This window comes from Streptomyces anandii JCM 4720 (assembly GCF_014650655.1).
Taxonomy (GTDB): Bacteria; Actinomycetota; Actinomycetes; order Streptomycetales; family Streptomycetaceae; genus Streptomyces; species Streptomyces anandii.
On the sequence record NZ_BMVJ01000004.1, the window covers coordinates 108,366 to 116,751 of the forward strand.

The 8,386-nt window shown below is 74.1% G+C and carries 9 protein-coding genes; 8 read left to right on the forward strand and 1 reads right to left on the reverse strand.

Annotated elements, in window-relative coordinates:
* Nucleotide 1 precedes the first annotated feature (1 nt).
* From IE249_RS09145 to IE249_RS09170, 6 genes are all read left to right on the forward strand, one after another.
* Entirely contained in the window at nt 2–2,818 is a 2,817-nt protein-coding gene (locus IE249_RS09145) for an NHLP bacteriocin export ABC transporter permease/ATPase subunit (RefSeq protein WP_189704276.1), read from the forward strand.
* A gap of 47 nt (nt 2,819–2,865) precedes the next feature.
* Nucleotides 2,866–3,873, forward strand: a complete 1,008-nt coding sequence (locus IE249_RS09150; protein ID WP_189704277.1) for a Ppx/GppA family phosphatase — start codon at nt 2,866–2,868, stop codon at nt 3,871–3,873.
* Nucleotides 3,874–3,937: 64 nt separating this feature from the next.
* Nucleotides 3,938–4,177 carry a hypothetical protein gene (locus IE249_RS09155; RefSeq protein WP_189704577.1) on the forward strand — a complete coding sequence of 80 codons (240 nt, stop codon included), beginning with the start codon at nt 3,938–3,940 and terminating at the stop codon, nt 4,175–4,177.
* A gap of 71 nt (nt 4,178–4,248) precedes the next feature.
* Nucleotides 4,249–5,262: an iron-containing redox enzyme family protein gene (locus tag IE249_RS09160; protein WP_189704278.1), complete on the forward strand. Its 1,014-nt coding sequence runs from the start codon at nt 4,249–4,251 to the stop codon at nt 5,260–5,262.
* Between the two features lie 58 nt (nt 5,263–5,320).
* Nucleotides 5,321–5,974 carry a HemK2/MTQ2 family protein methyltransferase gene (locus tag IE249_RS09165; RefSeq protein ID WP_189704279.1) on the forward strand — a complete coding sequence of 218 codons (654 nt, stop codon included), beginning with the start codon at nt 5,321–5,323 and terminating at the stop codon, nt 5,972–5,974.
* The gene (locus IE249_RS09170; protein WP_229857907.1) at nt 5,955–6,170 is read left to right on the forward strand and encodes a CDGSH iron-sulfur domain-containing protein; all 216 of its coding nucleotides are present in this window, start codon (nt 5,955–5,957) and stop codon (nt 6,168–6,170) included. The genes IE249_RS09165 and IE249_RS09170 overlap by 20 nt, the downstream gene beginning before the upstream one ends.
* Nucleotides 6,171–6,381: 211 nt before the next feature.
* Here IE249_RS09170 and IE249_RS09175 read toward each other — a convergent pair whose 3' ends face one another.
* A complete protein-coding gene (locus tag IE249_RS09175) occupies nt 6,382–6,816 on the reverse strand; it encodes a protease inhibitor (RefSeq protein ID WP_189704280.1) in 435 nt (144 codons plus the stop codon).
* 389 nt (nt 6,817–7,205) lie between these two features.
* Here IE249_RS09175 and IE249_RS09180 point away from each other — a divergent pair, with 389 nt between their 5' ends.
* On the forward strand, nt 7,206–7,901 hold the full coding sequence (locus IE249_RS09180) for an alpha/beta fold hydrolase (RefSeq protein ID WP_189704281.1): 696 nt from the start codon (nt 7,206–7,208) through the stop codon (nt 7,899–7,901).
* Nucleotides 7,902–7,963: 62 nt separating this feature from the next.
* A partial coding sequence (locus IE249_RS36715) for an alpha-hydroxy-acid oxidizing protein (RefSeq protein ID WP_229857909.1) occupies nt 7,964–8,386 on the forward strand: 423 nt, incomplete at its 3' end.

The following is an 8,386-nucleotide window of genomic DNA, read 5'->3' on the forward strand; positions in this document are numbered from 1 at the left end:
GATGACGTCCGTCCACGAGGGCGATCTGGTGCTCGGGGCGCTCGGCACGCTCGGCGCACCCCTGGACTGCGCCGGGTTCGGCCGGCTGGACCTCGAGGGTCCGCAGGTGCTGTGGCTGGTCGCGGCGGGCGCGGTGGACCTGTTCGCGGTGGACGCGGCGGAGCAGGGGCACTGGCACCACCTGGGCCGGCTGGAGGCGGGCTCGCTGCTGCTCGGCCCGGTCGCCGGACCGCGCCACACACTGGTCGCCCGGCCGCTGCGGGACTGCGTGGTCCACCGCGTCGCGCTGCGCGAGCTGTACCAGCCCGCCGCCACGCAGACCTGGTCCTACGACGAGTACGGCAACCCGCAGTACGTGCCGCCGGCGACCAGCCCGCTGGAGTACGCGGTGGCGCTCGGCGTGGGCCGCAGCCTGTCGGTGCTGTTCCAGGCGCCGCAGTCCGGGGAGCGGGCCGACGCGCCCGCCGACGACGACGTGTTCTGGATGCAGGTGCCGCCCGGCAGCGTCCAGTACGGGTCGGTGTACGGCGCCGAGGCGGCCGCCGACCTGCTGATGGACCCCGCGCTGTGGCAGAGCATGGTCGACCAGCAGTACCGGCTGCTGACCGCGCTGGACCGCTGGATCGAGGAGCTGGAGCGCACCCACGAGGACCGTACGGCGGCCGGGATCAGGGCCGGCGAGGCCGTGCGCGCCCAGGCCGACCGGACGCTGCTGGCGTCCATCGGCCGCTCCCCCGCGGCCCGTACGACGGCCGCCGACGCGGACGCCACCTACGCGGCCTGCGCGCTGGTCGCCCGCGCGGCGGGGATCACGCTCGCCGAGGCGCCACGGACCGGCACCGGCAGCGACCGGCTGGACCCGGTGGAACAGGTGGCCCTCGCCTCCCGCGTGCGTACCAGGGCCGTAGGGCTGCGCGGGAAGTGGTGGCGGGAGGACATCGGGCCGCTGGTGGGGCACCGGGCGCTGTCCGGCGCGCCGGTGGCGCTGCTGTGGCGGCGCGGCGGCTACGTCGCCGTGCACCCGGCGACCGGCCGGGAGACGCCTGTGGAGCGGGCCAACGCCGAGGAGTTCGAACCGCGCGCCGTGATGTTCTACCGCCCGCTGCCCGAGCGCCGCCTCGGACTGCTCGGGCTGCTGCGCTTCAGCCTGCGCGGCACCCGCGGCGACCTGCTCAACCTGCTCCTCGCCGGTCTGGTGACGGTGGCGATCGGGGCGCTGGTGCCCGTCGCCACCGGCAAGGTGCTCGGCCAGTACGTGCCGAGGGCCGAGCAGGGGCCGATCGCGCGGGTGTGCCTGGCGGTGATGGTCAGCGGTGTGGTGGCGGCGGCCTTCATGCTGCTGGAGAACCTGACCATCCTGCGGCTCGAGGGCCGGATCGAGGCCACTCTGCAGCCGGCCGTGTGGGACCGGCTGCTGCGCCTGCCGACGAAGTTCTTCACCGAGCGCTCCACCGGTGAGCTGGCGAGCGCCGCCATGGGCGTCAGCGCGATCCGCCGGCTGCTGGCCGGGGTGGGCCCGGTGGTCGCCCAGTCGGTCACCGTCGGCGCGATGAACCTGGCGCTGCTGTTCTGGTACAGCGCCTCGATGGCCCTGGCGGCGATCGGCATGCTGGTGGTGATCGCGGGCGTCTTCCTCGGGCTCGGTCTGTGGCAGGTGCGCTGGCAGCGGCGGCTGGTCGTGCTCGGCAACAAGCTGAACAACCAGGCCTTCCAGACCCTGCGCGGGCTGCCCAAGCTGCGCGTGGCCGCCGCCGAGAACTACGCCTACGCCGCCTGGGCCGCGCAGTTCGCGCGCAGCCGTGAGCTGCAGCGGAAGGTGGGCCGGATCAAGAACCTCACCACGGTGCTGGGCGCGGTGTACCTGCCGGTGTGCACACTGCTGATGTTCATGCTGCTGGCGGGCCCGGCGAGGGGCTCGATGTCGGCGGCCGCGTTCCTGGCCTTCAACACCTCGGTGACGATGCTGCTGACCTCCGTCACCCAGCTGACCGGCGCGTTCGTCTCGGCGGTGGCCGCGCTGCCGCTGCTGGAGGAGATCCGCCCGGTGCTGGACGCCGCGCCCGAGGTGCGGGCCGCGAGCACCCGGCCGGGGCCGCTGTCGGGGGCGATCGAGGCGCGGCGGCTGTCGTTCCGGTACAGCGACGACGGGCCGCTGGTGCTGGACGAGGTGTCGTTCCGCATCCGGCCGGGCGAGTTCGTGGCGGTCGTCGGGCCGAGCGGCTGCGGCAAGTCGACCCTGCTGCGGCTGCTGATCGGCTTCGACCGTCCGCTGTCGGGCAGCGTGCTGTACGACGGCCAGGACCTCGCGGCCCTGGACCAGTCGGCCGTGCGCCGGCAGTGCGGGGTGGTGCTGCAGCACGCGCAGCCCTTCACCGGGTCCGTCCTCGACGTCATCCGGGGCACCGAGCCGTGCACCCCGGAGGAGGCGATGGCGGCGGCCGAGCTGGCCGGGCTCGCGGAGGACATCAAGCGGATGCCGATGGGCCTGCACACCATCGTCTCGGGCGGCGGCGCGGTCTCCGGGGGCCAGCGGCAGCGGCTGATGATCGCGCAGGCCCTCGTACGGCGGCCGCGGATCCTGTTCTTCGACGAGGCGACCAGCGCCCTGGACAACGACACGCAGCGCACGGTGATCGAGAGCACCCGCAAGCTCAACGCCACCCGGATCGTCATCGCGCACCGCCTGTCGACGGTGCTGGACGCCGACCGGGTGATCGTCATGGAGGACGGCAGGATCACCCAGCAGGGCCCGCCCGCCGAACTGCTCGCGGACACCGGCGGGCGCCTGCACGAGCTGGTGCGCAGACAGCTGGCGTGAGAGGCCGGTGCGCGCATCAAGCCGTGTAATTGGGTACCCACTCGCCCATGCGAATCAGCGTGGTGGACGTGGGGTCGAACACGGTCCGGCTGGTGGTGGCCGACGCGGAGGGCGGGGTACCGCTGCCGGTCCACACCGCCAAGTGGCGGCTGCGGCTGTCGGAGCAGGTGGGCCCCGGGGAGGACATTCCCGAGGAGGCGCTGGAGCGGCTGGTGCGGGCGGTCGGCGAGGCGGGCCGGACCGCGGCCCGGTGGGGCGCGGCCCCGCCGCCGGCCTTCGCGACGGCGGTGGTGAGGGGCGCCCCCAACCGGCTCGAGGTGCTGCGCACGGTACGGGAGCGCACCGGCATCTACCTGTGCACCCTGCCGGGCGAGGTCGAGGCCGAGCTCACCTTTCTCGGCGCGCGGCGCTGGATGGGCTGGCGGTCCGGACCGCTGGCGCTGCTCGACATCGGCGGCGGCTCGCTCGAGGTGGCGTTCGGCCGCGGCCGGCTGCCGGACTTCGTGGCCTCGCTGCCGCTGGGCGCGGGACGGCTGACCCACGAGTTCCTCCCGGCCGGCGGCCCGCCCTCCCCCGAGCAGCTGAAGGCCCTGCGGCGCAAGGTGCGCCACCAGTTGCGCGACGTCGCCGCGCGGATCCGCTGGGAGGGACCGCGCACCGCCGTGGCCACCTCGCGCACCTTCCAGCAGCTGGGGCGGCTGTGCGGGGCCGCGCCCGGACGGCACGGACCGTTCGTCGAACGGCGGCTGCGCCGCGCCGACCTGCGCGAGGCGGTCGGCCGGCTCGCGGCGCTGCCCGCCGCCGAGCGGTCCGCGCTGCCGGGCATCTCCGCGCCCCGGGCCGCGCAGAGCCTGGCCGGCGCGGTCGTCGGCCACACGGCGATGAAGCTCACCGGGCTGAGGAAGGTCACCCTCTGCCCCTGGGCGATCCGTGAGGGCGTCCTGCTGCGGCACATCGAGGACGGGGCCTCATGGTGGGCGGAGGTGTCCCGGCTCGGCGACGAGGCCACGCCCCCGGACCCGGTACCCCTGCGCATCGCGGCCGCGCGGAAATGACCCGCACCGGACGTACACCGGGACGTACGTCCGGACGTACGACACCGACGAAAAGGAGAAGACCATGACCGGCACGCCCGGCAAGCACGGCCACGAGGACCACGGCAACGGCGACGATCACCGCGCCGCCCCTCCTCGTACGGCCGTCGGCGAGGTGCTGCGGGAGTTCGAGGACGCCGAGACCGATGTCGCCGAGAAGCGGGACAGGCGCCACAGCGGCGAGGCCGGCGAGGCGATCACGCCGAACACCCGGGCCCAGGAGCAGGCCGAACGCGAGGCGCGCGAGGGCGCGGGCGACGAGTGAGCACCCGGCGCCGGTCGCGTGGCCGTGCGCCGCGGGAGGATGGCCCGATCCCGCCCGGGTACCCGCACCCCATGAACCACGAGTGCCCAGGACCCGCCCTGCCCCGCGCCCGGGGCCCGCTCTCCGCGGCCGTGACCGCGCATCTGCGCGGCGCGGGCCCCCTCCCCCGCGCCGGTGACGCCGAGGCGGCGCACCCCTACGGCGACGACCTCCAACTGGCCCTGTACGTGTGCTACGAGCTGCACTACCGGGGCTTCGCCGGGGTCGGCCCGGAACACGAGTGGGACCCCGGGCTGCTGCGCGTCCGGGCCGCGCTGGAGCACCGCTTCCTGTCCGCGCTGCGCGCCGACGCCCCTGCCCACGACAGCCTGGACGACGCCCTGGCCGGTCTGCTGGTCGAGCCGGTCCACGGCACGGGCGTCTCCCACTACCTGCGCGACGAGGGCGAGCTGTGGCAGTTGCGCGAGTACGCCGCCCAGCGTTCCCTGTACCACCTCAAGGAGGCCGACCCGCACGCCTGGGTGCTGCCGAGGCTGTGGGGCCGGGCCAAGGCGGCGATGGCGGCGGTCGAGTTCGACGAGTGGGGCGCCGGCCGGGCCGAGCGCGTGCACGCCCGGCTCTTCGCCGACCTGATGACGGACCTGGGCCTGGACACGGCGTACGGCCGCTACCTGGACGCGGCCTCGGCGGAACTGCTGGCCGTCGTCAACCTCATGTCCCTGTTCGGACTGCACCGCGAACTGCGCGGCGCCCTGGTCGGCCACTTCGCCGCCGTGGAGATCACCTCCTCCCCCGGCTCCCGGCGGCTCGCCGAGGCGATGCGCCGGACCGGCGCGGGACCGGCCGCCGAATTCTTCTACGACGAACACGTGGAGGCGGACGCGGTGCACGAACAGGTGGTGCGCCACGACGTGATCGGCGGGCTGCTCGCCGAGGAGCCGCACCTGGCGCCGGACGTGGCCTTCGGCATCGACGCGACCGGCTTCCTGGAGGACCGTCTGGGCGAGAAGCTGCTCGCGGACTGGCGCGCGGGCAGGTCGTCGCTGCGGGCGCCGCTCGCCGGGACGGCGGCGCATTCCCGCTGATTACGGGAATCACCGGTGTCTCCCGGTATCTCCTGGCCATCGGGGTACACGGTCCCCCGTGAACGCACTGGTACTCCCGGGTGTCTACACCCCACAGGACGACACCGCACTGCTGGCCGAGGTCATCGCCGACGAGCCGTACGAGCCCGGCGCGGAGGTGCTCGACGTGGGCACCGGGAGCGGCACGCTCGCGCTGACCGCCGCCCGCAGGGGCGCGCGGGTGACCGCGGTCGACGTCTCGCGCCGCGCGGTGTGGACCGCCCGCCTCAACGCCTGGCTGAGCCGGCTGCCGGTCCGCGCCCACCGCGGCAACCTGTTCTCGCCGGTGCGCGGCCGGTCCTTCGACGTCATCGTGGCCAATCCGCCCTACGTGCCGGCCCCCGAAGCCCGCGGCGTGCCGCGGGGCCGCTCCCGCGCCTGGGACGCGGGGGACGACGGGCGCCTGGTCCTGGACCGGATCTGCCGGGAGGCGCCCGCGCTGCTGCGGCCCGGCGGCGTGCTGCTGATCGTGCACTCCGCGCTGAGCGACCCGGACCGCACGCTGGACCTGCTGCGCGCGGCGGGCCTGAAGGCCGCGGTGGTGCGCCGCCGCTGGATCTCCTTCGGGCCGGTGCTGCGGGCCCGGCAGGGCTGGCTGCGCGAACGCGGTCTGCTGGGCGGGACCGAGGAGAGGGAAGAGCTGGTGGTCGTCCGTGCCGAACGAACCCTCTGAGACGACGCCCCCGGGCGCACCCGCGCGCCGGGTCACCATGCAGCGGCAGGGCCCGATCCTCGTGGACGGGCCGGTCGAGGTGGAACTGGAGGACGGCACCACGGTCTCCTCCGACCGCTTCCGCGTCGCGCTGTGCACCTGCCGGCGCAGCCGGCGCTACCCGTGGTGCGACACGAGCCACCGGAAACGGGTCTAGCCGGGTACGGTTCCCCGCCCGTACCCGGCCGGACCCGGGTGGGCGGTCCGCGCACGGACCGCCCGACGTGATACCAGGGGCCGGCGGGCGGCCCCACTCCGCCCGTCCGGCCCCTGGTGCGGGATCGCTGTCGTGTCCTCGCCGTCGGGCCCGCACTCCCCAGTCACGGGACCCATGGTGGTGCGCGAGGACCGCGCGACCCCGGTCCTTGTCAGAAGGAGAAGACGCTCGTCGCGGCCGCGTCCTTCACGCACTCGTTGGCGAAGGTGCGCTCGAAGGAGACGCGCTTGCCCTGCCAGACCCCCTGGGCCGTGACCACGACCGGGTTCCAGATCTTGGTGCACATGACGCCGGGCCGGGCCGTCAGCGCGTCGAAGTCCCCGTCGACGGCGCGCAGTTCGGCGCAGGCGTCGGGCGCTGCCGGGTGCGTGCCGGACGCCGACGGTGCGCAGTTGAGGGTGACGGCCCGCTCGGGGGTGGCCGCCGCCGCGGTCGCGCCGTGGCCCACGGTGAGCACCAGGGCCGAGGGGGCGTAGAGCGAGGCGGGGGCGCTGGACGGGGTGGCGAGGGCGGTCCCGGTGAGGGGCCCGCAGACGGCGGTGGCCGTCAGGCCGAGAGTCGCTGCCCAGCGCGCGGTGTTCCGCATCGTGTGCTTCCTTCCGCTCGATTCGATGAGAGATGCCGGACCCGACTCGGTCGGTGCCGGACCGGCGTGCCGGAGTCTGCCGAGTCCGCCGCCGAAACTCACATCGAACCCATGGGTTTCAGTAACCTTGCGTATTGAATCAGTGGCGTGAAGTCACGGAATTCGAACGTTCCAACCGCCAAACCACGGGGTTTTCGATCACTGGATCCGGCCTATTGGCTTGAATCCATAGGTCTGTTAATCGTCCTGAAACATTCCGCTTCCGACCTGTGCCGACCCCTTCCGGACCCCTTCTGTTCACTTCTGCAACATGCATCGTCGTGGACCGGATCCCCGACCGACCGGTCCAGGAGGGGCCGTTGTCACACCCGCCCGGTACGTTGCCGGCCATGACTCGATTCGTGTTGGTGGCAGGCGCGTGGCTGGGCGGTTGGGCGTGGGACGAGGTGGCTTCGGCATTGCGTGAGGCCGGGCACGAGGCGGACGCCGTGACGCTGTCCGGCCTCGCCGAGCGGAAGGACGCACCGGCAGGGCTGCACACGCACGTCCAGGACGTCGTGGACCATGTCGAGCGGCTCGATCTGCGGGACGTCGTCCTGGTCGGCCACAGCTACTCCGGCGTGCCGGTCGGCCAGGCCGCCGAGCGGATCGGCGGCCGGCTGCGGCGCGTGGTGTTCGTCGACGCGAACGTCCCGGTGGACGGGGAGTCGTTCCTCGACGGCTTCCCCAGCGACCACATCCGGGAGGCGCTCGCCGCGTCCGGCGGAGCCTGGCCGCCCCTGCCGCCCGGCGCCTACGCCGGCCAGGGCCTGAGCGACGCGCAGATCGACCGTATCGTCACCGAGGGCACACCCCACCCGGGCGCCACCCTCACCGAGCCCGCCGCCCTCGGCCGCCCCCTGGGCGAGCTGCCGGCGACCTACGTCAAATGCCTGCTGGACGGCCGCGAGCCGGCCCCGGCCGTGGCCGCACTGCTCAAGAGCGACCGCTGGCATCTTGCCGAGATGAACACCGGCCACTGGCCGATGTTCTCCCAGCCGCGCGAGTTGGCCCGCCTCCTCGACGAAGCGGCTCGCCAAGCCTGACCTACCCGCCGGTATGGTCGGGGTCCGCAAGGCGTGGCCGGTGAGGAGAGGCGGGTGCACGGGTGGGGAAGCACTGGGGTGACTTTCAGTACGAGATCTATCTGAACGGGATGACGGGGGCCGTGCCCCGGCTGCCCACGGATCTCACGCGGCTGGAGGCGCTGGTCGAGCAGCGGCTCGGCCCGGGGCCGGTGGGCTATGTGGCGGGCAGCGCCGGCAACGGCGGTACGGCACTGGCGAACCGGGCCGCGCTCGACCGGCGCCGGATCGTCCCGCGCATGCTGCGGGACGTGCACGAGCGCGACCTGTCGGTCGAGGTGCTGGGCCGCGCCCTGCCCGCCCCGCTCGCGCTCGCGCCCGTCGGGGTGCTGTCGATCATGCACCCGGACGCCGAGTGCGCGGCCGCCCGGGCCGCCGCCGCCCAGGGGGTGCCGTACATCCTGTCGTCGGCGTCCAGCACGCCCATGGAGCAGGTCGCGGAGGCG

Excerpts from the sequence above, each read along its gene's own strand:
- IE249_RS09145 (WP_189704276.1), top strand. The coding sequence starts at position 2 with ATGACGTCCGTCCACGAGGGCGATCTGGTGCTCGGGGCGCTCGGCACG.
- IE249_RS09150 (WP_189704277.1), top strand. The coding sequence starts at position 2,866 with ATGCGAATCAGCGTGGTGGACGTGGGGTCGAACACGGTCCGGCTGGTG.
- IE249_RS09155 (WP_189704577.1), top strand. The coding sequence starts at position 3,938 with ATGACCGGCACGCCCGGCAAGCACGGCCACGAGGACCACGGCAACGGC.
- IE249_RS09160 (WP_189704278.1), top strand. The coding sequence starts at position 4,249 with ATGAACCACGAGTGCCCAGGACCCGCCCTGCCCCGCGCCCGGGGCCCG.
- IE249_RS09175 (WP_189704280.1), bottom strand. The coding sequence starts at position 6,816 with ATGCGGAACACCGCGCGCTGGGCAGCGACTCTCGGCCTGACGGCCACC.
- IE249_RS09180 (WP_189704281.1), top strand. The coding sequence starts at position 7,206 with ATGACTCGATTCGTGTTGGTGGCAGGCGCGTGGCTGGGCGGTTGGGCG.